22 protein-coding genes are annotated in these 23860 nt (G+C 42.0%); 14 read left to right on the top strand and 8 right to left on the bottom strand.

What is annotated here, in order from left to right; all coding sequences use genetic code 11:
- Position 1 precedes the first annotated feature (1 nt).
- On the bottom strand, positions 2-478 hold the full coding sequence (locus FTU80_RS05665; RefSeq protein WP_078193265.1) for a DUF523 domain-containing protein: 477 nt from the start codon (positions 476-478) through the stop codon (positions 2-4).
- A 20-nt stretch (positions 479-498) separates the two neighbouring features.
- Positions 499-2295 carry an EAL domain-containing protein gene (locus FTU80_RS05660; protein WP_180084464.1) on the bottom strand — a complete coding sequence of 599 codons (1797 nt, stop codon included), beginning with the start codon at positions 2293-2295 and terminating at the stop codon, positions 499-501.
- Positions 2296-2547: 252 nt separating this feature from the next.
- Here FTU80_RS05660 and FTU80_RS05655 point away from each other — a divergent pair, with 252 nt between their 5' ends.
- Positions 2548-3819 (top strand): replication-associated recombination protein A, encoded by a 1272-nt coding sequence (locus FTU80_RS05655; RefSeq protein ID WP_111885104.1) that lies wholly within the window; start codon positions 2548-2550, stop codon positions 3817-3819.
- Between the two features lie 336 nt (positions 3820-4155).
- On the opposite strand, the gene purC is transcribed toward FTU80_RS05655, so the two are convergent.
- From purC to dapA, 3 genes are read right to left on the bottom strand one after another with little or no spacing between them, the layout of a single operon-like run.
- Positions 4156-4875: a phosphoribosylaminoimidazolesuccinocarboxamide synthase gene (gene purC / locus FTU80_RS05650; protein WP_078190626.1), complete on the bottom strand. Its 720-nt coding sequence runs from the start codon at positions 4873-4875 to the stop codon at positions 4156-4158.
- A gap of 36 nt (positions 4876-4911) precedes the next feature.
- Positions 4912-5517, bottom strand: coding sequence for a lipoprotein-34 precursor (NlpB) (locus FTU80_RS05645; protein ID WP_078193263.1), 606 nt, complete (start codon positions 5515-5517; stop codon positions 4912-4914).
- Positions 5518-5532: 15 nt separating this feature from the next.
- Positions 5533-6432, bottom strand: a complete 900-nt coding sequence (gene dapA / locus FTU80_RS05640; RefSeq protein ID WP_180084463.1) for a 4-hydroxy-tetrahydrodipicolinate synthase — start codon at positions 6430-6432, stop codon at positions 5533-5535.
- Positions 6433-7155: 723 nt separating this feature from the next.
- On the opposite strand from dapA, the gene mhpT reads away from it, so the two are divergent.
- The 5 genes from mhpT (at position 7156) to ppk1 (ending at position 12941) form a co-directional block, all read left to right on the top strand.
- Positions 7156-8367 carry a 3-(3-hydroxy-phenyl)propionate transporter MhpT gene (mhpT, locus tag FTU80_RS05635; protein ID WP_078193261.1) on the top strand — a complete coding sequence of 404 codons (1212 nt, stop codon included), beginning with the start codon at positions 7156-7158 and terminating at the stop codon, positions 8365-8367.
- Positions 8368-8519: 152 nt separating this feature from the next.
- On the top strand, positions 8520-8909 hold the full coding sequence (locus FTU80_RS05630; RefSeq protein ID WP_180084462.1) for a hypothetical protein: 390 nt from the start codon (positions 8520-8522) through the stop codon (positions 8907-8909).
- A gap of 70 nt (positions 8910-8979) precedes the next feature.
- Positions 8980-9630, top strand: a complete 651-nt coding sequence (pncA, locus tag FTU80_RS05625; protein ID WP_078193259.1) for a bifunctional nicotinamidase/pyrazinamidase — start codon at positions 8980-8982, stop codon at positions 9628-9630.
- Between the two features lie 73 nt (positions 9631-9703).
- Complete coding sequence (locus FTU80_RS05620) at positions 9704-10672, top strand: bile acid:sodium symporter family protein (protein ID WP_180084461.1); 969 nt, start codon at positions 9704-9706, stop codon at positions 10670-10672.
- A gap of 205 nt (positions 10673-10877) precedes the next feature.
- Positions 10878-12941: a polyphosphate kinase 1 gene (gene ppk1 / locus FTU80_RS05615; protein WP_180084460.1), complete on the top strand. Its 2064-nt coding sequence runs from the start codon at positions 10878-10880 to the stop codon at positions 12939-12941.
- A gap of 48 nt (positions 12942-12989) precedes the next feature.
- Here ppk1 and FTU80_RS05610 read toward each other — a convergent pair whose 3' ends face one another.
- Complete coding sequence (locus tag FTU80_RS05610) at positions 12990-14246, bottom strand: hypothetical protein (protein ID WP_180084497.1); 1257 nt, start codon at positions 14244-14246, stop codon at positions 12990-12992.
- A gap of 77 nt (positions 14247-14323) precedes the next feature.
- Here FTU80_RS05610 and serB point away from each other — a divergent pair, with 77 nt between their 5' ends.
- The 3 genes from serB to FTU80_RS05595 all read left to right on the top strand — a co-directional run bounded on the left by serB (position 14324) and on the right by FTU80_RS05595 (position 16925).
- The gene (gene serB, locus FTU80_RS05605; RefSeq protein WP_180084459.1) at positions 14324-15544 is read left to right on the top strand and encodes a phosphoserine phosphatase SerB; all 1221 of its coding nucleotides are present in this window, start codon (positions 14324-14326) and stop codon (positions 15542-15544) included.
- A gap of 413 nt (positions 15545-15957) precedes the next feature.
- The gene (gene aciT, locus FTU80_RS05600; protein ID WP_078190616.1) at positions 15958-16290 is read left to right on the top strand and encodes an AciT family ciprofloxacin tolerance protein; all 333 of its coding nucleotides are present in this window, start codon (positions 15958-15960) and stop codon (positions 16288-16290) included.
- 155 nt (positions 16291-16445) lie between these two features.
- A complete protein-coding gene (locus FTU80_RS05595) occupies positions 16446-16925 on the top strand; it encodes an SCP2 sterol-binding domain-containing protein (protein ID WP_078190615.1) in 480 nt (159 codons plus the stop codon).
- An 81-nt stretch (positions 16926-17006) separates the two neighbouring features.
- Here FTU80_RS05595 and dtd read toward each other — a convergent pair whose 3' ends face one another.
- Positions 17007-17447, bottom strand: coding sequence for a D-aminoacyl-tRNA deacylase (gene dtd / locus FTU80_RS05590; RefSeq protein ID WP_180084458.1), 441 nt, complete (start codon positions 17445-17447; stop codon positions 17007-17009).
- A 229-nt stretch (positions 17448-17676) separates the two neighbouring features.
- Between dtd and FTU80_RS05585 the strand changes: the two genes are divergently transcribed.
- The 5 genes from FTU80_RS05585 (at position 17677) to asd (ending at position 23085) form a co-directional block, all read left to right on the top strand.
- The gene (locus tag FTU80_RS05585; protein ID WP_180084457.1) at positions 17677-19194 is read left to right on the top strand and encodes a catalase; all 1518 of its coding nucleotides are present in this window, start codon (positions 17677-17679) and stop codon (positions 19192-19194) included.
- Positions 19195-19379: 185 nt separating this feature from the next.
- Positions 19380-19880, top strand: coding sequence for an ankyrin repeat domain-containing protein (locus FTU80_RS05580; RefSeq protein WP_180084456.1), 501 nt, complete (start codon positions 19380-19382; stop codon positions 19878-19880).
- 146 nt (positions 19881-20026) lie between these two features.
- Positions 20027-21235 (top strand): nicotinate phosphoribosyltransferase, encoded by a 1209-nt coding sequence (gene pncB, locus FTU80_RS05575; protein ID WP_180036025.1) that lies wholly within the window; start codon positions 20027-20029, stop codon positions 21233-21235.
- Positions 21236-21388: 153 nt separating this feature from the next.
- The gene (locus tag FTU80_RS05570; RefSeq protein WP_180036042.1) at positions 21389-22237 is read left to right on the top strand and encodes a sulfurtransferase; all 849 of its coding nucleotides are present in this window, start codon (positions 21389-21391) and stop codon (positions 22235-22237) included.
- Positions 22234-23085 carry an archaetidylserine decarboxylase gene (gene asd, locus FTU80_RS05565; RefSeq protein ID WP_078193251.1) on the top strand — a complete coding sequence of 284 codons (852 nt, stop codon included), beginning with the start codon at positions 22234-22236 and terminating at the stop codon, positions 23083-23085. The genes FTU80_RS05570 and asd overlap by 4 nt, the downstream gene beginning before the upstream one ends.
- A 145-nt stretch (positions 23086-23230) precedes the next feature.
- On the opposite strand, the gene FTU80_RS05560 is transcribed toward asd, so the two are convergent.
- On the bottom strand, positions 23231-23830 hold the full coding sequence (locus FTU80_RS05560) for an SPOR domain-containing protein (protein ID WP_078193250.1): 600 nt from the start codon (positions 23828-23830) through the stop codon (positions 23231-23233).
- Between the last annotated feature and the right edge of the window lie 30 nt (positions 23831-23860).

Below are 23860 nucleotides of genomic sequence, written 5' to 3'. Positions count from 1 at the left end.
TCTAGAGTTGATCTTGTATCATAGCCAGAAAGTCTTGTTCTGACAGAACCTGAAAACCGTGCTGTTTGAGGAGTGCTGTGGTTACCCCATAGCCTTCAATTTTCGTACGGGTAAAGCTGCCGTCATAAATATAATGGCTGCCGCAAGACGGGCTGCGATCTTTCAAGACAACAACATCAACTTTGTGTAATTGGGCCAATTCTAACATTCGTTGAGCACCTGCAATAAATTCAGCACTAACGTCTGTCCCCAAAACATCTTTAACTTGAGCTGTACCATTGAGCACATCAGTGGCTTGACCATTTTGAATTTCTGCAGGAAAACGTGGACAGCTCAGGCCGCCCATCATTTCTGGGCAGGCCGTAATGACTTGGTGAGTCTGCATCAGTTGGCAGATCGCTTGTTGTGTATTTGATTTGGCATCATAACGAACGGGTTGGCCTGCCAGACAGGCACTGACTAAATACTTCAGTGTCATCGTGTCTTGCTCCACAAGTTTTAGTGACTCAAAAGTTCCATCGCATGGTCATAACTGAGCGGACGATAAAAGTAAAAACCTTGTCCAGTATGACAATTACATTCTTTTAAGGTATCGACCTGTTCCGGTTTCTCTATACCTTCGACTAATATATTCAGGGAAACACTCGCACCAATTTGTGTAATCGCTTTGACAATGGCAAGTGCTGAACAGTCGGTATGCATGCGTTCCACAAAATTACGGTCTATTTTAATACAGTCGACAGGGTAATTACTCAAACGTGTTAATGATGAATGACCTGTACCAAAATCATCTAGAGAAATGTGTATGCCATGCTCTTTTAATAAATGGAGAGCGCGAATCACATAATTTGAGCCACGTTCTGACAGGCTTTGCTCGGTAATTTCGACCTCAATAATATCTGGTGAGATACCAAACTGCTTTAAGCGATTCAGTAATTTTTCCGCATAGTCATCACGTAAAAATTCGACAGGTGCAGCATTTATTGAAATCGGTAGCGGTTGCAGTCCAAGTTCAATCCATTTTTGAATATCTTGAAAGATTTTAATTTGCATTGTTTCACTAATGCGTGAAGCCAATTCATAATCTTGAAATGCAGCAAAAATTTGAGAAGGTAATTGTAATTGTTGGTCTTTATCATACCAACGTAACAAGGCTTCAAAGCCGATAACTTGACTGTCAGAAAGACGAACTTTGGGTTGATAAAACGGAATAATTTGATTGGACTTAATCAAGCTGCGTGCAAGCGTTAATTGGCGAGTAGTATTTTCAAGGGTTTTTAACATAGTATGGTTGAACATTCGTACACCACCACGACCACTGCTTTTTAAATCATTTAGCGCAATATCAGCACATTTAAGTAAATTGGAGGTATTTTGTGCATCGCGTGGGTAGATCGCACAGCCAATACTCATACCAATATTGATACTTTGCCCATTATAAAAAATGGGCATGTCCATTTGCTGACAGGCGATGCTGGCAAAATTCTGTAATTGTTGTTGCGATTTTAAATTTGGAATAGAAATGGCAAATTCATCGCCACCTAAACGTGAAACTACAATATTTGTATCAAAACATTGCTGAAAACGCTGCCCAAGGGTATGCAGTAAATGGTCTCCTGCACTATGACCTAAGGTGTCGTTAATATGCTTAAAATAATCTAGATCGATTAATAACAAACCCAGTTGTTGCTGATGTTCTCGCGCCACTTTTAATTGGCTTTTAAATACTCGACTAAACGCACGGCGGTTTAATAAACCTGTTAAATCATCTCGTTCAATGATGCGTTGAAGTTTATTTTCTGCCAGTCGCTGTACCGTAATATCACGTGATACACAGAGGATTTCTTTGACTTGGCCATATTCGTTGAATACTGGGCTGAGCATATTATCCCAATAAGCCAAGGGTTCATCTGCTACTTGGCTCATGCCGACAAAGCGAGATATTTTACCTTCTTTGGCTTCGGCAAAAGCATTCAAACACGCGTCACGGACTTCTTCAGGCAGTAATTTATGCCAAGACATACCAAACTCAGTTTCAGTTAGAGGTACGCCCAGAGCTAAACATCCCGCGCGGTTCATATGCAGAACTTGACCGTCTAGACTTAATAATTTTATACAGTCGACACTAGCATCTAACATTTGATTACGACTATTCAGTTTTTCTCGTAATTCAGCGCATTGATTATGTTGTAATTGTATATTCTTGGCTTGGGGCATTTTTTGAAATAAATTTATAGGTAGATCAATGCCTTGTTGAACTTGAACGATTCGCTTTTGCTTTGTTGATTGCTTCATACAATCTGTCCAATTGGGTCAGGCAAGTCTAAAATGGGATATCTTGCCGATGATACTTTAATTTGATCAATAAGGGCTAGGATGTCTTGTTACATTATAGTTAACATTCGCCTAAGCTTTTTTACATGCAAGATACTTAAATAACGACATTAAACCACCCTCCTAAATTGAATACCGAATAAAGCAAAGATTCTGCCAAGGCAGTGTTAGAATAGAAAAAACGTCCCCAATTGCCGGAAACGAAATAATAAGATGTCAGACAGCCAAATTCCTCTTCCTGAACGCATGCGTCCTCATGATTTATCGCAAATTATTGGACAAGATCACCTTTTGGGTGAAGATGCACCGTTACGCCAGATGATTGACCAAGGGCATTTGCCATCGATTATTTTTTGGGGACCTCCGGGTGTAGGTAAAACCACAATTGCATTGTTGTTAGCGCAGGCCGTTGACCGACCATTTATTAGTTTATCTGCGCTCAATACTGGGGTGAAAGAGTTACGTGAAATCATCGCCGATGGTGGAGATTTATTGACACCTGTGGTGTTTATTGATGAAATTCATCGTTTTAATAAGTCACAACAAGATGCCTTACTGAATGCGGTTGAAAAGGGCAAAATTACTCTGATTGGTGCAACCACAGAAAACCCTTCATTTGAAGTTAATAATGCCTTATTGTCGCGTTGTCAGGTGTATACCTTAAATGCTCTGGATAATGACGCAATTCAGCGCTTACTGGATCAAGCCATTCAGCAAGATTCGTTTTTAAAAGAGCGTTATATTCAAATCGAAGAATATGAAGCTTTATTTCAATTTGCCGCAGGTGACGCTCGTAAAGCATTAAATCTTTTAGATTTAATCGCCAGTACGTTTGAGCCAGATTTAGAAAATATCATTAACAATGCGGTGGTAGTCAAAGTTGCCCAGCAAAATATTGCACGCTATGACAAATCGGGCGAACAGCATTATGATCTAGTTTCGGCTTTTATTAAGTCGATTCGAGGCAGTGATCCAGATGCCGCTTTGTATTGGATGGCACGTATGCTCAAAGGTGGTGAAGACCCCGTCTTTATTGCACGTCGTATGTTGATTGCTGCTTCAGAAGATATTGGTAATTCCAACCCAAATGCATTATTGCTGGCTGGAGAATGTTTCCGATCTGTGCAGGCAATTGGTATGCCTGAATGTCGAATCATTTTGGGGCAATGTGCGGTGTATTTGGCAACCAGTGCTAAAAGTAACAGTACTTATTTGGCCATCAACAAAGCCTTAGATTTGGCAGAAAAAACCTCGAATCTACCTGTGCCACTACATTTGAGAAATGCACCAACCAAATTGATGAAAGAGCAAGGCTATGGCGTGGACTATTTATATCCACATAATTATCCTGAGCATTTTGTCATGCAGGATTATATGCCGCCTGAACTGAAAGGCACTAAGCTGTATGAGTCTGCACGTAATAAACGTGAAGTTGAAGGTGAGCGTTTGCAGCAACGACGTTGGATGCAACAACAGCAACAATGATTTGAATGATCATAATGGCAAGGCGCTTCGGCGCCCTTTTTTATGTCTATTTCATGCAAAAAAAAGCCCAACTCAAGGCGAGCTGGGCTGAAAAAATAGGATGTCTTTGGGGGAGATACATCCTAGAGGGTAGATGGAAAATCTGGTCGGCATACACATTGGAGAAGTATAGATCCTGGTGCTGCCTGATATGTAGCTATCTTAGTGTGAACGTGGCTAAATGTGAAACAGAGGATTTTTATGGTTAACATTTGTTTTTTCGATCATGGATTAATCGAGTAATATTTCATTAAAAAACCGAGCTAAAAAGCTCGGTTTTTTAAATCGATGAACGACTTAGATATCAGAAAGGTCGATACCTAAACGTGCAGCAACTTCTTCATAAGCTTCAACTACACCGCCTAAACCTTGACGGAAACGGTCTTTGTCGAGTTTTTTCTTAGTGTCTTTGTCCCATAGACGGCAGCCGTCTGGAGAGAATTCGTCACCCAGTACGATACGGTCGTGGAACACACCAAATTCAAGTTTAAAGTCAACAAGCAGCATGTTGCCTGCATCGAATAGACCTTTAAGTACTTCGTTTACTTTATAAGTCAATTCTTTCATTTGAGCGAGTTGTTCTGCAGTCGCCCAACCTAATGCAATCGCTTGTGATTCATTCACCATTGGGTCGCCTAACGCATCGTCTTTGAAGAACAATTCGAAAGTTGGCGGAGTAAGTTCTTTACCTTCTTCAACGCCTAAACGACGGCAAAGTGAACCTGCTGCATAGTTACGAATTACGCACTCTACAGGAACCATGGTTAATTTTTTCACTAAAACTTCAGTTGGAGAAAGAAGTTTTTCGAAATGAGTTTCGATACCAGCCGCAGCCAATTTTTCCATGATAAAGGCGTTAAAACGGTTGTTCACCTTACCTTTGCGATCCAGTTGTTCAATTTTTTCACCGTTGAATGCAGAAGCATCGTCACGGAAAACTAGGATGAGGTGGTCAGAACTATCTGTTTCATAAACAGATTTCGCTTTACCAGTATAGAGCAAGGTTTGTTTTAACATGAGGGAACCTTTTTCGAGAAAAAATGCCTAGTACGACTAGGCTGGCCAATTTTGGTAAATCTGAGCTAACAGATCTGCAGCTTTTTCTTTGTCTGCAAAACTGTTATCGGCATTGAACACAGCGATGTTATTGCTTGAACCTACAGAAGAAAGTCTTAAGACATAGGTCTGCTGATCGACCTTGACGGTTACTTCGTAACGGTTTTTGCTCTGACCAACAATGGTATGGTTAAGGCTGCTGAGGGTAGCAAGTGTGTATTGCCAAATTGTAGCAGAATTTCCTTCAACTTTGATCAGTGGATTTTGATTTCCATCCACCAATAGTTGAGGGCGGCTAATATTTGTACTGTCTGTTGAGGAATCTGCAACGACATTATTTTTTTCCGCGGCTGGACGCGGAAGGGCATAGCGATTGCCGCGCTTATTTTCAAGCTTTGGTGCATGCTCAATTGCTAGTGGGTCAACAGATGGAGCAGGATACAAAGGCGTTGCAGGACGAACCATCGACCCTTCAGGGTATTTCAGCGGTTCAACATCTGTGGTTTGTTTATAGTCCAGTGTGCCATTATTAAAAGCAAGTGAACTACAACCGGCTAATGTAAATACTGAAAGTGCCAGGCTAAGTCCTAAACGTAATTGCATGATGTTTGCTCTTCTTTATTTGATAACGCCCGCAGTGATGAGTGCTTCACGAAGCGGAGTACGATATTGTTCTGCAAGGGGTGTTAATGGTAAGCGAATGCCTGTTTCAATCAGGTTCATCTCATGAAGTGCCCATTTCACAGGAATTGGGTTCGATTCGCAAAATAAAATTTGATGTAAATTTGCAACAGTATTGTTTTGTTGCTCGGCTTGGACTGCGTCACCCGCCAAAGCGCTTGCACACACTTCGCTCATTTCTTTTGGCGCCACGTTCGCAGTAACCGAAATGTTGCCTTTAGCACCTAAACCCATTAACTGATAAGCCGTTGCATCATCACCTGAGTACACCACCATATCTTTGCCTTTAAGGCCTTCAATGAGTTCTTGACCACGAGGAACATCGCCAGTGGCGTCTTTAATGCCCACGATTTGTGGAATATCAGCAAGACGGATCACGGTGTCATTGTGCATATCTACACCAGTACGGCCAGGTACATTGTACAAAATTTGAGGTAAATCAACCGCTTCAGCAATCGATTTGTAGTGTTGATACAGGCCTTCTTGGGTAGGTTTGTTATAGTATGGTGTAACTAATAATGCCGCATCTGCACCTAATTCTTTGGCTTCTTTGGTGAGTTCAATTGCTTCGTGGGTTGAGTTTGCACCTGTGCCGGCAATAATTGGAATGCGTTTGTTCGCCACACGGATGATTTCTTTGATCACCTGAGTGTGTTCGGCCATGCTCAAGGTAGAAGCTTCACCTGTAGTCCCTACAGCAACAATACTGTTAGTACCTTGCTTTATATGCCACTCAACCAGCTTCTCGAGGCTCTTCCAATCTACGCTGCCATCTTCAAACATTGGGGTGACGATTGCGACAATTGAACCTTGAATGGTCTGAGCTTGCTGAGTCATTTTGAAAAGCTATCCTATTTGTCCATCCGACAAGATGAAATATTGATTTCTGGATGGTTTCGAATTTTGATTTGTAGCATGTTCATTGGGCTATACCCAAATTGAATAATGCTTACGCAAATTATGACTGATCAAACGCATAAGAACAATATGCTTTGGTCAAAGCCATAAAATTCTTTATACAAATCAAACTTAAAACAATCAAGTGTAAAATAGCGGTTTTTTTGCAGCCTGAAAATTGTTCAGCAAGGGCTGAATCTTGAAAATGTGTTATTCAATCGAGAGGGTTGGCATGGTTGATGGGATTGATTAAATCATCAGCAAAAGGTTGATCTATGTGTATTCCGTGCTTTTTAATCAGAATTTAAGATTAAATAACAATGACTAAAGATTTAAAAACTATATCAATTCGCTCGGGTTTTATTATAAATGATTGTTAAAAACTTGGGTAATAATCTTTTTTATATCTAATAGAAATAGACATGTTTTTATGAGTGTTTAAAAAGATCGCTTGATTTGACTGTTCATTGCACGATTCATATTTTTTTATTTTAAATTTTTAATTGTTTTTACGACTTTGTGACTTAAAGCACAAAAACTATTACACCATGCACGTAATCCAATTTTGGACGAAAGGCTTCAACTTATTGGTAGTTATATCCTTTATAAGGCTCAGCGATGATGCGACTTAATTTGAACGCTGATGACAACAAGGATTCTCCAATGGAAAAGTCAGATAATAAGCATGCTATTGTCACGGTAGCAATCTGCTTCCTTATTGCCGTAATCGAAGGTCTGGATATTCAGGCTGCAGGTATTGCAGCAGCAGGGATTCGTGAATATTTCGGGCTGGATAGCTCGCAGCTAGGGGTGTTTTTTAGTGCCGGTATTTTAGGATTATTACCTGGTGCTTTGTTGGGTGGTCGGATTGCAGACCGAATGGGCCGTAAAAAAGTATTAATTTGGTCTACGGGGATGTTCGCCATCTTTACCTTATGTACGGTATGGGTAAATAGCTTCCATAGCTTACTCGCTGTACGTTTTCTTGCAGGTGCAGGTTTAGGTGCAGCAATGCCAATTTTAATTACCTTGGCATCTGAAGCGGTAACGCCACAAAATCGTGGTCGTGCAGTCGGTTTGATGTACTGTGGTATGCCTGTGGGTGCGGCAATCTTGTCATTAGTTGCAATGACGGACTTCGGTGCAAACTGGAAAAATATTTTCTATTTAGGCGGTTTATTACCGATTGTTGTTATTCCATTGATGATTTGGTTCCTGCCCGAATCGCGTGAATTCTTGAAAGCCAAAGATCAAGCGGTTCAAGCGACTGCCAATGGTGAAGTGCAACAAGGTGCTTTCAAAAACCTCTTTAACACAGAAAACCGTTTACGTACTTTCTCAATTTGGGTGAGCTACTTCTTCACCTTGATGGTGGTGTACATCATGTTGAGCTGGTTACCGTCGTTGTTCACCGAACTCGGTTTCACTCGTAAAGATGGTGCAACTGCGCAGTTCTACTTCATGGTGAGTGCAACCATTGGTACGATCATTTTAGGTATGTTGACTGACCGTTGGAAGAAAGCTTATGTGATCATTTTGATGTACGGCGGTATTTTGGCAGGTCTATTTGCGCTGAATGGTGCAGGTTCATTGACTCAAATGTACATGGCGTCAGCTTTAGTCGGTGCATTCGTGATTGGTTGCCAAGGTGTATTGTATGCCTTCGGTGGTATCGTGTATCCGACACAGTTACGTGGTACGGGTGTTGGTGTAGCTTCAGCCGTTGGTCGTGTCGGTGCAATGTTAGGCCCTGCAATTGCGGGTCAGTTATTGGCAGCAGGTTTTGGTGCGGCAGGGGTGATTACCGCGGCAATTCCATGTATCGCAATCTCTGCAATATTTATGTTGTTATTGGTACGTCGTATTCCATCATAAGGAACATGCCATATCAAAAAAAGCCCGCATCATGCGGGCTTTTTTTATGGCGACAATAGAAGTCGCACTAATGCTCTAAACCAATATAAATGAAAGTATTTGATGTAAAAATACAGCAGAAAGAAAAAACAAAAAATCAACGTAGAGGGGCTATGTCAGCAAGAAAACTGGTCGCAATTTTTAAAGTTGATCAACGTGAATTTAGTTTGTATCTACATCAGCACGAATTTATCTTGGAACTCAAACCTGTATTTCAAAGACATCGCCAACATCCGAGACAAAATGCGTGGTTAGCCTTTGCCGATGAACCTACCCTAGAAGATGTTGCTGAAAATATTAATGCATTTGAGGTCATGCAACAGACACGCAGCCATTTATTAAAATATATCTTTCAACATCAACCGCGATATTTTTATTTTCATGCTTCGACTCGGCGAAAAGCCCGTATTTACCCACGCTTTGCACAACGTTTGGTTGAGCATTTGCCCAAGTATCGGTATTGTCAGGAAGGACAGTCATTTTATTTTTACGCACAGGACTGAATACTAAGGCTTTTAAAATATGAGCGAATCAGTAGAGTCGCCGATAATGCATGACAACGGATGGAGAGATATGCAAAAAAATACAGCGCTGATTGTGGTCGATGTACAAAATGGTTTTACCCCGGGTGGTCAGTTGGCTGTTGCCAATGCCGATCAAATTATTCCAGGGATTAATCAACTGGGGCAATACTTTACGAATATTGTGCTGACTCAAGATTGGCATCCAGCCGACCATATCTCTTTTGCTGAAAATCATCCTGAGCATGTACCTTATGACAGCATAGAGCTGAATTATGGAACGCAAGTATTGTGGCCGACGCATTGTGTACAAGGCACACAGGATGCCGAATTGCATCCTGATTTAAATTTACCAACGGCGCAGCTGATTATCCGTAAAGGTTTTCATCAGCATATCGACAGCTACTCTGCTTTTATGGAAGCGGATCAGAAAACCTCAACAGGTTTGGCGGGCTATTTGCGCGAACGCGGTATTGATACAGTCTTTGTGGTGGGGATCGCCACGGATTTTTGTGTTGCATGGACGGCAATGGATGCGCGTAAGCTTGGTTTTGAAACTTTTGTGATTGCTGATTTGACCAAAGGGATCGATTTACAGGGTTCCTTACAGCATGCATGGCAAGACATGTTGGCGAATGGGGTGAAGCGTATTTACCTGAAAGATATTGTGCAGCAGCATGCACAGGCATTATCTTTGGCATGACCCAGTGGGCTCAGTTGAGAAAAGGCACAAGGGTGTGCCTTTTTTTGTCCCTGTTTTTAAATGGAAGATGCCTATGTCGGCTTTCTTAAAATTCACTCAATTTGTGCAGAAAACATTTGCGATTTGGGTGGTGCTGTTTGCAGCGCTCGCCATGTTTTTTCCCGATGTATTTGTTTGGTTAAAAGCATATATCCCATGGATGCTAGGCATCATTATGTTGGGTATGGGTATGACCATGACACTCCAAGATTTTAAAAGTGTATTGCAAAGTCCTAAAGCTGTGATGATCGGGGTTTTGGCACAGTTTATTGTGATGCCGGGATTGGCTTTTTTCTTGTGTAAATTATTACAACTGCCGACAGAAATCGCGATCGGGGTCATTCTTGTCGGTTGCTGTCCGGGTGGAACGGCCTCTAATGTCATCACCTATATGGCAAAAGGCAATACCGCATTATCTGTTGCTTGTACCTCTGTTTCGACATTACTCGCACCGGTTTTAACCCCTGCGATTTTCTATTTGCTGGCAAGCCAATGGATTGAAATTAATGCGGCATCGATGTTGGTTTCAATTTTACAAGTGGTTTTATTTCCGATCATTGTGGGGTTAATGATTCGAACTGTCTTTAAGCACCGAGTGGATGCCTATATACAGGTCATGCCACTGGTTTCTGTTGTGGCAATTGTGGCGATTGTGGCGGCAATCATTGCGGGTAGCCGAACACAGATTTTGCAATCAGGTTTACTGATTCTTGGGGTAGTTGCCTTACATAATGGCTTGGGCTATCTATTGGGCTTTTGGGCCAGCCGCCTATTTAAATTACCCTATGCAGACTGTAAAGCAGTATCAATTGAAGTCGGGATGCAAAACTCAGGTTTAGGTGTGGCATTGGCGGCGACCCATTTTGCCGCTTCACCTCTGACCGCTGTGCCGAGTGCGATTTTTAGTTTGTGGCACAATATTTCGGGTCCTGCACTGGCAACCTATTGGGCAGCGCGGACGAGTGAGCCCAAAGCATCGGAACAAGACAAGCCTGCGCAATAAACAAAAAACAATTCAGTAAAATAGAGGGTAATCTCCCTCTTTTTTTATGTCGAAAATAAATTTTACGATTTGATGAACAGTGTTTTAGGGAATTGCATGCCTTTTTAATTGATTAATGCTATTTGTAACATAAGTGTCATCTCCGCTGCCTAACATGCCGGCAACCACTTTAGATATAGACTGTTTCAAACAGCATTGAGAGGGTATGCAACATTTTCAGCATTCATCAGAGACCTATTATAATCGTGAATTGTCGCTTTTAGATTTTAATCGGCGGGTCTTGGCTCAGGCACTCGATTCAAGTTTACCGTTACTTGAACGCTTGAATTTTCTCATCATTTTTTCACGCAATTTAGATGAATTCTTTGAAATTCGCATTGCGGGGCTAATGAAACAACGAGATTTGAATGCAATTGCACGGACGCCTGATGCCATTCCGACTGAAGTGGTCTTAGATGAACTTTCCCAAGTGATTCATGACACGGTTGCACAGCAATACCAGACCCTCAATCATGCTGTATTGCCTGCATTACAAAGTGAAGGTATTCGCTTTATTCAATTTAAAGATATTTTAGAAAAACATCGGGCGTGGATTAGCCATTATTTTAGTAAAGAAGTTCAACCAGTCTTAACACCGATTAGCTTAGATCCATCGCATCCGTTTCCACGCTTGGTCAATAAAAGCCTCAACTTTATTGTGAGTCTAGAAGGCAAAGATGCCTTTGGTCGTGCCATTGAAATGGCAATTGTGCCTGCGCCACGCTCATTGCCGCGTTTAATCAAAATGCCCGCCGAGGTTGAAGGCAGTGCAGAGACACAAATTTTCCTGACCGCCATTATTCAGCAACACATCAATGACCTATTTCCGGGGATGAAAGCGACGGGCTGTTATGCCTTTCGAGTGACACGCAATGCAGATTTAGTTCTGGCTGAAGATGTGGATGACTTGGCGGTGGCATTAAAAGATGAATTGTCTTCACGGCGTTTTGGTCGGGCAGTTCGCTTAGAAATTGAAGCTGATTGTCCGCAAAGCATTATTGATTATTTGTTAGATGAATTTGATTTGAGTGAGCAGGAGCTCTATCGCATTGACGGCCCGATCAATTTATCGCGTCTCAGTACCAGTTTTAATCGACCTGAACTGAAATATCCGGTCTATACACCGATTATTCCTAAAGTTTTTCGTAAACAAACCGCGATTTTTGATGTATTAAAAACACAAGATGTGTTGTTACATCATCCGTTTGACTCCTTTCAACCGGTCATCAACTTATTACGTGAAGCTGCAAAAGACCCTCAGGTATTAGCCATTAAGCAAACGCTCTATCGTAGTGGGCCAGATTCGGACATAGTACAAGTTTTAGCGGAGGCGGCACGCAACGGCAAGGAAGTAACCGCCGTCATCGAACTTCGGGCGCGGTTTGATGAAGAATCCAATATTACCGTGGCCAATATATTGCAAGAAGCTGGGGCTGTCGTGGTGTATGGCATTGTAGGCTATAAAACCCATGCCAAGATGATTTTGATTGTGCGCCGTGAAAATAATCAGCTGTTACGCTACGCCCATTTGGGAACAGGTAATTACCACGCAGGCAATGCGCGGATGTATACCGATTATGGCCTGATGACGACGCATCCCGATATTTGCGAAGATGTGCATCGCATGTTTCAGGAATTGACCGGTATGGGCAAGATGGCAAAGTTGAAAGCCTTACTGCATGCACCATTTACCCTGCATACTGAATTACTGAAACTGATTGAACAGGAAATTGTTGCTGCACAAGCGGGAAAATACGCAAGAATTATTGTGAAGGTCAATGCACTCACGGAACCGCAACTGATTGCTGCTTTGTATCGTGCATCGCAAGCAGGGGTATGTGTAGATTTAATTATCCGTTCGATTTGTTGTTTGATTCCTCAGGTCAAAGGTATGTCTGAGAATATTCATGTGAGATCTATCGTTGGACGCTTCTTAGAGCATACTCGAGTGTATTATTTTGAGCATGCAGGCGAAAAACGATTGTACTGTGCCAGTGCCGATTGGATGGGACGTAACTTATTTTCACGGGTCGAAACCTGTTTTCCCATTTTGGAAAGCCGTTTGAAAAAACGCATTATGAAAGATTGTTTACTTAACTATTTGGAAGATAATCAAAATGCATGGGAAATGCAGTCGAATGGGCAATGGGAGAAAGTCGCGGTTGAAGCAGGTACCGAACCGCATAACGCGCAAAAATATTTGATTGCACAGAAAATTTCGACTGTTTAAGACAAAAAATCCCGACTTAAGTCGGGATTTTTGATTTCGCTCAAACCTTTACGAGGCTTTTGACTGTTTGGATTTTAAAATTTCAGTTCTGAAGTTTTGAGCCAATTCAGCGGTATCACTGTCCATACCATTGAGCATAAATGCATGACGAGTGAGCACATTGGTCGGATTTGGCAAACTGACCAATTGGAAATGATCTGAAATCTCTTTGAGCAAAGTTGTCGGCACATGAATGGCACTTTCTTTAGCAACCAATTGTTGGACTAAACGTTCAGCCGCTTGTACAGAAGACAATTGCATGGCTTCGACAGAGCTTGAAATCGCGCTACGGGTTTGTAAAACGAAACGTTTTTCTTCACGGTAGCGTTTATATAAAACATCTGAAAGCAATTGGAATACTGAGCTGATCATGGTGAGGCAACGCAGCGCATCTGGAGTGTCAGCGGTCATGCTGATGGTTGCGCCATGTTCATCAAACTTATGTACCGTACTGATGTCAGAACTGTTCAATTTATAATGTTGAACACAGAGTTCTGTAGTTTTATTTAAGAAAATTTGGCAGAGATTAAAATACGGCACAGACACGGTTTTGTTGACGCTATCGAGCAGCTGTTTCGGATCATAAAATTGAATATTTAATGCCAAGCTGTTGCTATCGAGAACCACTGGTTTCATGTCTTTATGCTGTTTTGCTTTGGCTTGCGCATTTTGATGCGCTTGAGCAATCGCCACAGCGGCATTATGTTTTTCTTGTTCTAAAGCCTGCGCTAGCGTTTGAATTTCGTGTTTTAGACGTGATTCATTGTTGATTCGCGCTAAATATTCAGTACGACTTGGACGTGCAATAGCGCGATACGCCAACCATAACAAGCCATGTAAGAATAATGAAAATAGAATCGCAGCCCATTGCGTACGTAAGATTTCACCAATACTTGGTTTAATTAAGGTGATTTCAACCGTTCCGACTTTCTTTTCATTTTGCAGCGCATCTCGAACAAAGATTTCACCGTCACGGGTTTTGGTCAAACCGCCTGTGGCCAAAACTTGATTATTGGCATTTAAGATGCGGATGGAAGCCACACTCGGGTTTGTTGCATAGCGGTCAGCAAGTAAGGCTAATGATACGGTATTGGCCGGCTCAAGCTCAGATAGGCTGTCTGTAACCAATTGACTGGTCATCAGTTGTCCCTGACTGGCACGGTTTTCGTTCAGTTGGTGGGTTGTTGCCAATACCAATAAAAAGGTATGCAAAGCAAAACAAACTACTAATAGGCTAGCAAATAGCCCTTGTCTAGGCGCATTCAACGTAAACTTCCAAGGCAATTCTATTCAATTTAGATTATGATTCTTACATTAGTTGTAGCTCAGACCCGAGTCAATTCATGCGAGAAATCATTCTTATATCACTTTTAGGACCTGACCAACCTAATCAATTTACACGATTAATGCAGGTTTTGTCCGCACATTCCTTACAGATTTTAGATGTCGGACAAGCAGTCATCCACAATCAGCTGACTTTAGGTATTGTTGTTTCGTCGGAAGACCAGACTGCGACAGCATTAGCCATGAAGGAAATGTTGATTTTAGCACATGATATTGGCTTAACTGTGCGCTTTAAACCAATCTCTACAACAGAATATCAACAATGGGTAAATGAGGGAGGCCGCACACGCTATATCGTTACGGCACTTGCGCCAGAATTACAGGCGTCTCATTTACAGGCAGTTACAAATATTGTGTCGAGCCAAGGCTTCAATATTGAAACTGTGACGCGTTTATCTGGCCGTCCAGAGTTAGATGGATCAAGCGAAGGTCCGCGCCGTGCCTGCGTTCAATTTGGTTTAAAAGGCCAAATGTTGGATGCCACTGCAATGCGTGCAGCATGTTTACGTCTATCTACCGAACTTGGGGTAGATGTTGCCGTTCAAGAGGACAATGCTTACCGTCGTAATCGTCGTTTGGTCTGCTTTGATATGGACTCGACGCTGATTGAGCAAGAAGTGATTGACGAATTGGCGATTGAAGCGGGTGTCGGCGCTCAAGTGGCTGAAATCACTGAACGTGCTATGCAAGGTGAACTCGATTTCCAACAAAGTTTCCGTGCACGTGTGGCACTGCTCAAAGGTATGGATGCTTCGGTATTGCCTAAAATTGCAGAACGTCTGACCATTACAGAAGGTGCGGAACGTCTGATTTCAACGCTGAAATCACTGGGATATCGCACAGCTATTTTGTCAGGTGGTTTTCAGTATTTTGCCGAATATTTACAAGCAAAACTGGGTATCGATGAAGTGCATGCCAATGTACTGGACGTCCAAGATGGCGTGGTAACGGGTGAAGTCAAAGGTCATATTGTGGATGGTGCTCGCAAAGCCTCCTTATTGACTCAAATTGCTGAAGAAATGGGGATTTCATTAGAACAAGCCATTGCTGTCGGTGATGGTGCGAATGACTTACCTATGTTGTCATTAGCTGGTTTAGGCGTTGCTTTCCGTGCGAAACCTTTAGTGCGTCAAAATGCTAATCAAGCTATTTCAAGCGTGGGTCTAGATGGTGTACTTTACCTGCTTGGGGTGCATGATAAAGATTTGAATCGTGCTTAAAAGCATTTAATTCATACTAAAAAACGTAGCCAAAAGGCTGCGTTTTTTATGCCAAGAATTCAGCTCGTCCGATGAGCGGTAGAAAAAAATTGTCGATAAAAACAACGATTAACAGCATTCGAAAAATTAATTTTTTTAGCCTAAAACCAGCTGTTTTTTTTGTAATGACACTCGAAATGAGATGCCATCATTGTTCCAGAAATTCTTTAAAAAGAAAAAATGTAATGACAAAATAATGTTGCGACAAGGTGTGTCGCATTAACAAAAAACGAGACTTTTTTTATGCAAAAAACTCAGCATAATGCTTGCAAGAGATTGAGATCGACCAAATCTATTTACTGAAGATACAGTAGTGAGACGGCTCAGCATCCTGTAAGACAAGAGATGTCAGTTGTCAAATGACGGAGGTTTTTATGTTAACAGCGAATTTAGCAACAATCGTTGGCCTGAGCTTGGTATCGGCGGCTGTGATTGCTGTTTTCTTCTCGCCTTATCGTCGCTGGTTAAGTTTTATGCTGGCGGGGATGCTGGTGTGGGGACTCATTGAAGTGATTCGATTTGGTACACAAACCATGTTTGAATTATCAGTGACTTATAGTTATTTAACGGCATTAATGGCCGCAATGGTAGTATTCACTTTAGTATTGTTACGTGAAGACCGCCGTGCAGAGCGTGCGATGGCAAAGCGCCAATGTATAGAGCACACGCCTGTATATGATGAAGAACAGCAATGTTCGAGCCGATAAGTGCCAGAACAAAATTTCAATGAAAATGCGCCTAAGGGCGCATTTTTTATGAACGCATTAGTCCGATTTGAGATACAAAGCCTTACTTCTCAAAAGCCAAGTTATGGTAGGATGAAACCAGTCAATTTTCCAACAATTACAATAGGCTTTAAGTCATGAAACTATCATCAATTCCTGTCGTAAAACTACCTTTAGTTGATGTCAGTACGGATCCACTTGATTTACTCGTGGCAGGTTTAGCGCTTCGTATGAAACAGCTTGCACGTACTAGCCCTAAATTCATTGAATTGGTTCATGAACGTCAATTCCGTATTCAAATCGGCACGGATTTAGGTGTTGCACGTCAAATTATTGTAAATAATGGACAGATTGATACTGTTTCAGGCGATGCTGAAAAAGCAGACTTTATTTTGCAATTTGCGGACAGTGAACAGGGCGTGAAAACCCTAATGAAAGGTGACCCAACTGCATTCATGACGGGTATGCAAAATGGCAGTATTAAAATGGAAGGTGATTTTGGGCTTTTGGTTTGGTTTAACCAAGTGGCGAAGTTAATTCCACCTAAACTTCCAAAACCGGTTAAAGAAAAAATCAAAATCGCACGTGCGTTTATTAAAGAAAAAACAGGTAAGTAAGATTTACGCCTTGTTCTCCTCCTTTAGTGGGAGGATTAAAAAAAAAGCCCTCAAAAGAGGGCTTTTTTAATGCTTCAGTGGTTATTCAACTTCTAAATTAAAGGTCACTGGACCGTCATTAACCAAATGCACTTTCATGTCGGCAGCAAAGATACCTGTTTGTACATGGTCATATTGGCTCTTGGCATAATCGACCAGCTGTTCATACAGTGCTTTGGCATCGTTTGGTGGCATGGCAGGGCCAAAATCGGGGCGCAGGCCTTTTTGCGTTTGCGCCATCAGGGTAAATTGAGACACCAAGAGGATACCGCCGCCGGCTTGACTGACATTCCAGCCCATCTTGCCTTGTTCATCATCAAAAAAACGGTATTTCAAGATCTTATCGATCAGCTTTTTGCCTTTTTCTAAATCGTCAGCTTTGCCAAGTCCTAAAAACACCAAAATACCGTGATTAATTTCACCCGTGATCTCACCTTCGACCACCACTTTGGCTTCTAAAACACGTTGTAACAAGGCCCGCATAACTTCTTCCGAGTAGAAAATTGAACATAGGGCAGGGATTGTAGCAAAGACAGCGTTCTTTCGAGTCGATGTGTAGAAATTTTTGGGCTCAAACATTTGAAAATGAACCGTATATTTTTTATAAATCTAATAATACGATTCAATTTATAAAAATAATCTGTTTTATCTATATATTAAATATCAGTATCTTTGCGGAGCAGGAAAGGTATTTAACAGAGAGATTAAGACGATGTTTAAGCGTTCTTTATTGGTTGCGATGTTAGCAACAGCAACAGCGGCGACTCAAGCAGCGCCATTAACCAAAGACAATGGTGCACCAGTAGGCGATAACCAAAACTCGATTACTGCGGGTCCAAATGGTTCAGTTCTACTTCAAGACGTACAATTGGTTCAAAAATTACAACGTTTTGGTCGTGAGCGTATTCCTGAGCGTGTGGTACATGCCCGTGGCACAGGTGCGTATGGTGAATTCGTTGCAACTAAAGATTTATCTGATCTCACCATTGCTTCATTGTTCAAAGCAGGTACTAAGACTCCAGTTTTCTTACGTTTCTCGACTGTAATTCATGGTAAAGGTTCTCCAGAAACTTTACGTGACCCGCACGGTTTCGCGATCAAGTTCTATACGCAAGAAGGCAACTGGGACTTAGTGGGTAACCAAACTCCAGTATTCTTCATCCGTGATGCGATCAAATTCCCAGACTTCATCCATGCCATGAAGCCTAGCCCAATCAACAACGTTCAAGACGCAAACCGCGTATTTGATTTCTTGTCTAGCCAGCCATGGGCAACCAACATGTTGACTTATGTGTATGGTAACCAAGGCGTGCCTACCAGCTACCGCGAACAAGACGGCTTTGGTGTACATGCGTACAAGCTTTATAACGACAAAGGCGAATACAAATACGTTAAATTCAACTTCCGCTCTAAACAAGGCGTGAAAGGTCTGAACGTTAAAGAAGCTGCTGAGCAACAAGGTAAAGATTTTAATCACTTGACTAACGATCTTTATAACAACATCAACGCTGGTAAATTCCCGAAATGGGATCTTTATATCCAAGTGTTAGATCCTAAAGATTTAAACAGCTTTGATTTTGACCCGCTTGATCCAACAAAAATCTGGCCGACGAACCTAGTTCCAGAAACTAAAGTCGGTACGTTAACGCTGAACCGTATGCCGAAAAACTTCTTCAATGAAACTGAACAAGTGGCATTGGCTCCAGGTAACTTAGTCCCAGGTATCGAGCCTTCAGAAGACCGTCTATTACAAGGTCGTATCTTCTCTTACTCAGATACTCAAATGTACCGTTTAGGCGCGAACCACCAGCAAATTCCAGTCAACCGTCCGCTTGTTGCTGTTAACAACAACAACCAAGATGGCTACATGAATGTTAGCGAGCGTGATTCTGACGTGAACTACGAGCCAAGCCGTAAAGTGCCTAAAGCTGCCACTGAGAAAGCACGCGCTGTTCAAACTCCGCTGACAGGCACAGTTCAACAGATCGGTACCAAAGAGCAAAACTTCAAGCAAGCGGGTGAGCTTTACCGTTCATACTCTGCTAAAGAAAAAGAAAACTTAATCATGAACTTGGCTGCGGATCTTGGCAACGTAAAAGATTCTGAAACCAAGCACATCATGTTGTCTTACTTCTACAAAGCAGATGCAGACTACGGTATGCGTATGACTAAAGCAGTAAACGGCAACCTTGCAACAGTAAAAGCTAAAGCAGCACAACTGAAAGACTAATTTCGATCAGTCTGAAGGATTGGTAACTAGGGTCTAGAACGTTACCTCAAAAAAGTCCTATGAAGCTCCATACCTTTCCTGCACCCTAAGGGGGAGTTTCATAGGCACTCCTTAAATATTCATTTTTTTAATGAAATGAATTGTTTCCAATTCAATTCTACATTCGATTTCTGTTGGAGTTCATCATGAAAGTTATGCAGCATTTGACTTTAGCCAGTCTTCTTGCGTTTGGTTCCGCATTCGCAAACGTGGCAATCGCGGAAGATATCTCCCCCGCTAAAGCAACTGCAAGCGATCAGATGACCTCACAACAGGAATTGATCGCAATTTTCTTTGCTGCAGCCAAAACTGGCAATGAAGAAGTCATCAATGAATTTCTTAAGCACGGTTTTCCGGTCGATGTGCGCAATGCTTCGGGTTTTACACCACTGATGATGGCGACCTATTATGGTCATCAAAATATTGTGACTCGTTTGCTAGAACACGGTGCAGACCGCTGCGCACGTGACAATAAAGGCAACACCGCATTGATGGGTGCCATGTTTAAATTAGAATGGGCGATTGCAAAGCAATTACGCCAAGTGGATTGCGATGCAAATGCCAAAAAAATGGGGCAAAAGACTGCAGAACAGTTTGCGCGTGAATTTGGTCAAGAAGAAAAATATCGACAGTTACTCAAAAAATAGTGAGCTTGATCGCGCTCAGCTTCAGCAAAAAAATTGAAAAAAGTCGATGAATCGCGGTGATTTATAAGTTATTCCACTAAATCAATCGGCTTTTTATCAATAAAGTATGCTTTAATGCAAAGAGTTGATAAAAACTGAAAGTCTTTATGTCTCCAATCATCCAATCCTTATTAGACACAGATCTGTATAAATTCACCATGCTTCAGGTGGTGTTACACAAATTTCCGCAAACCCATAGTGTGTATCACTTTCGCTGCCGTAACTTGGACGATACAGCCTATCCACTGGTTGAAATTTTGGATGATTTAAACATGCAGCTCGACATGCTTTGTCAGTTGAAGTTTAAAGAAGATGAATTGCAGTATTTACGCAGTTTACGTTTTATTAAAAGTGATTTTGTTGATTATCTTGAATTATTTCAGCTTAAACGCCGTTTTATTAAAGCGGGTATTGATGATGAAGGTCGACTCGACATTTGGGTAGAAGGCCCAATGGTTCAAGCGATGATGTTTGAAATCTTTGTTTTAGCCATCGTCAATGAATTATATTTCCAACGTATTCGTACACCCGAAGTTTTAGCCGAAGGTGAGCGCCGTTTGCAACATAAGGTTGCCTTGCTGAAGCAGTATGAAGCACGGCAAAATCCAAATGATCCACCATTCTTGGTCTCTGATTTTGGCACGCGTCGTCGTTATAGTTATGCATGGCAAAAGCATGTAATTGAAGAATTAAATCAGGCTTCACCGTATATTTTCCGCGGTACAAGTAATGTTCTGATTGCCAAAGACTTGAACATTACTCCAATTGGTACGATGGCGCATGAGTTCCTACAAGCATTCCAAGCGCTTGATGTTCGTCTACGTAACTTCCAGAAGTCTGCGCTAGAAACATGGGTGCAGGAATACCGCGGTGACTTAGGAATAGCCTTAACGGACGTTGTCGGTATGGATGCGTTCCTACGTGACTTCGATTTGTACTTTGCCAAATTATTCGACGGTTTACGTCATGACAGTGGCGACCCGTATGAATGGGGCGATAAAGCCTATGCACATTACAAAAAGCTTAAAATTGACAGTAAAACCAAAATGCTGACTTTTAGTGATGGCTTGAACATTGAAAAAGCTTGGGATTTACACAATTACTTTAAAGACCGTTTCCAAGTGAGTTTTGGTATTGGCACCAACTTGACCAATGATATGGGACAAACTGCACTGAATATCGTGCTGAAGTTGGTTGAATGTAATGGTCAATCTGTGGCAAAAATTTCCGACAGTCCGGGTAAAACCATGACGGATAATGATACTTTCTTAGCGTATCTACGTCAGGTGTTTGACATCTCTGAAGTTAGCGCTTAAACACAGCATTAGATAAAACTAAAAAAGCCGAATCAATGATTCGGCTTTTTTATATCTAAAATATTGCTAAAGGAATGCAAAAATTCAGAATAATAGTGAAAATGACTTATGCTAAGATCGAATTTAATCGCACAAAATACAACACGAACAACGATGACAGCATCTACATTGAATTTTGGTCTGCTGATTGAAGCGGAAGAATTGGTTCCACATCTTGGTAATGAAAAACTACGGATCGTCGATTTGAGTCGTCGTTCGGTTTATGACCAATTGCATATTCCACATGCACTGCATGTGCAGCCGAAACTGTTAGTGCGCCAAGAAGAACAAGCGATGGGGCTTTTACCTGACCAAGCCGGTTTAGAACAGCTCATCAGCTATCTGAATATCAGTCCAGAACATCATGTAGTAGTTTATGACGATGAAGGTGGGGCATGGGCTGGTCGACTGATTTGGAACTTACATTGCCTCGGTTTTGAAAATACCAGTCTCCTCAATGGTGGCATCCATGCTTGGCTTGGGGCAGGCTTACCGACCTCGTCTGAAATTGAGAAATTTGAACCCGTGAGCCCATTGGTTGAAGTAAGTGCAGAGGCGCGTGCTCAGTATCAAACAGATTATGATGAGCTATTGGCTCGTGTGCAGCAGGAGCAGATCCAAGTATGGGACTGCCGTACCGAAGATGAATATACAGGCCTACGTTTGGCTGCGCGACGCGGCGGTCACATTCCGGGAGCACGACATTTCGAATGGAGTACTGCCCTTAACCGAGAAAATCATTTAAAATTGCATCCTTTAGAACGCACACAACAACGCTTAGAACAATTGGGATTCAATTTAAACGAACCTGTGGTGGTATATTGTCAGTCCCATCATCGGTCGGGCCTAGCTTATATACTGGGACGTTTACTCGGTTGGAATATTCGAGCTTATGATGGTGCGTGGAGCGAGTGGGGCAACCGACTCGATAGTCCTGTGATCACCGGAGAGTTGCCGTCTTGAGCCTTACATCTCAGTTAAAAAAACAAATTTTTATTCAAGCTCAGCGTGTTGTTCCACAGCACAAATTATCACGTATCGTCGGTAAATTGGCTGCAAGCGAAAACCCTGTGGTGAAAAATGCTGTGATTACCGCATTTAAAGCACAGTATGGCATCGACATGTCGATTGCTGAGCAAAGTAATGCCCTGAAATTTAAATCATTCAATGAATTTTTCACTCGTTCTTTAAAAGAAGGCGTACGTGTAGTTGATGCAAATGCCAACAGTGTTGTTTCACCCGCAGATGGTGCAATTTCTCAACTGGGTAAAATTGAAAATGGTGACGTATTTCAGGCCAAAGGGCAGAAGTTCACCGTTGAAAACCTGATTGCCGATCCACAATTGGCAGAGCCGTTTAAAAATGGGCAGTTTGCTACGGTTTATTTGTCACCAAAAGATTACCACCGTGTACATATGCCATTTGCAGGGACATTGACAGAAACTTTGTATGTACCGGGTGAATTATTCTCTGTAAACCAAACCACTGCTGAAAATATTCCGGGTTTATTCGCTCGTAATGAACGCATGGTCTGCTTATTTGATACAGAAGTTGGTCGTATGGCGGTCGTACTGGTAGGTGCAATGATCGTGGCAGGTATTGAAACCGTGGCTACAGGTAAAGTTAAACCGACAGGGCGTTTGGAACTCAATCAACACGATTTATTCTTAGAAAAAGGTGCAGAATTGGGCCGTTTCTATTTAGGTTCAACAGCGGTAGTGTTGTTTGAAGAAAACAAAATGCAATGGGATGCGACCTTTAAAGCCAACTCGACTGTGGTGATGGGCGAAGCTTTAGGGCATACCATTTAATGAATTCCCTGTCCTTTTAGGAGAGGGTTAGGGAGAGGTTTTTGAGCTAAGCTGATGTATTCAAAAAAGAATCCCTTCTAACCTCCCTTTATTAAAGGAATGAATAAAAAAAAGCGCCATCAGGCGCTTTTTTTAATTGCAAAATTTAGCGTTTTACGACAATCGAGTCGATACTGCTATGACGTAAAGTTTGCTGTGCAATCACAGCAGCTTCTTGTGAATCATAGGGGCCAGACACGACGCGATACCAAACTTTGCCATTTTCATTACTTTGGATCACATCGGCAGATAAGCCATTTAAAATAATTTCTGCACGACGGGCATCGGCTTGGTCAGGGTCATCATAGCTACGCACTTGCAAAATATAGCTTGCAGGGGCAGGTGTTGTTTCTGTGGCTTCAATACCCGGCTCAGTCGGTGTAGTGGTATCCGTTTCAGGTGCTTCAACGATCACCACGGTTTCTTTGGTATCTGTTTCAGGCACAGCTTGATCTGGAATCGGGGTGACTTGTTGCTGAGGCAACAGATCATAAAAACGGTAATCTTTATTGGTTTCTTCTTGGTAGTGTTCAGAGGTAATTTGACCTTTCGGTTTTACCGGCTCCCATGGTTTCCATAACATCAAGGCCACCAAGAAACTCAACACGATTAAAATGATCACAAGTGTACCTAACCATGCAGGAATCAATGGTTTTTTAGGCTGATTTGGCCGCTCTGATACACCGCGTTGCGTTTTTCCAAACACGAGGAAACCTCTTTAATTGTAATTGTTACG

It is taken from the genome of Acinetobacter sp. YH12145 (assembly GCF_013418335.1).
Lineage (GTDB): Bacteria > Pseudomonadota > Gammaproteobacteria > Pseudomonadales > Moraxellaceae > Acinetobacter > Acinetobacter amyesii.
This window is presented reverse-complemented; position numbering and strand designations above follow the sequence as displayed.